Annotated in this window: 1 protein-coding gene; it reads right to left on the bottom strand. The window is 49.8% G+C overall.

Going from position 1 to position 1105, the window contains the following annotated elements; all coding sequences use genetic code 11:
• Positions 1-1105: Na+/H+ antiporter NhaC family protein (locus R7O13_RS24430; RefSeq protein WP_318304877.1), on the bottom strand; the 1105-nt coding region annotated here is incomplete at both ends.

Below are 1105 nucleotides of genomic sequence, written 5' to 3'. Positions count from 1 at the left end.
ATACTGAGCCTAGCAACAATACTTGCGCGCCGTAAGGCAAAATGCCTTGTACCACGCACGAGAAAATATCCAACAAGCTTGCTGAGCGACGAGGAGAGACATTATTCTCTTCCGCCAACTGGCGCGCCACGCTACCCGATACGATGATGGCGACCGTATTATTTGCCGTGCAACCATTCACCATAGAAACCAAGCCCGCGATACCTAGCTCACTTGCGCGGCTGTTCGCGTGTTTTGAATGGCTAGAGCCAAACGCGTGGATCATGCTGCTCACTAAGTTGGTCAGGAAAGCAAGACCGCCTTGACGACGCATCAATTCACTCAGACCACCAATCAGCATCGATAGTAGGAAGATTTCCTGCATGTTGCCAAAACCGCTGTACACGTCTTGCGCTAGGTTCGTTAGACCGTAGTCGTCAATCGAAACCAAGCTTACACCACCCGCCAGTAAAATACCGATAGTCAGCGCAACAAATACGTTAAGCCCTGAAACCGCCAAAATCAAAATGGTGACGTACGGTAGCACTTTTAACCATTCAATTGGGCCAGTCTCTGGCACTTGAGTCGCAGTGCTATTGAACGCAAAAATACCCATAGCAACCAGAGCTGCTGGAAGTGCAATGCGGATGTTCTCTTTGAACTTGTCCTTCATTTCACAGCCCAGAGAGCGTGTTGCCGCGATGGTGGTGTCAGAGATGATAGAAAGGTTATCACCAAACCTCGCACCGCTGAACACAACACCAGCGGTTAATGGCAAACTCCTACCTGCAGAGTGAGCAATACCCAAAGCCACAGGTGCAACGGCAGCGATGGTGCCCATCGAAGTGCCCATCGCTGTCGCAATGAAAGCTGAGATCATGAAAATACCAGGCAGAATCATGCTGGTCGGAATGGCAGATAGACCTAAGTTTACGGTAGCATCGACACCGCCAGAAGCCTTTGCAACGGCAGCAAACGCACCTGCAAGCAAGTAGATCATGCACATTGCGATGATGTCTTGATGACCAACACCACGCATAAAATGTTCGATAGAGCGGTTAAGTTTCTCTTTGCTGAGAAGAAACGCAATGATGATGGCTGGTAATACCGCAATTGGTGCTGGCAG

This window comes from Vibrio sp. Y176, from assembly GCF_033438945.1.
Note: the sequence above shows the minus strand (reverse complement) of the source record. Positions and strands in the feature narration are given on the sequence as shown.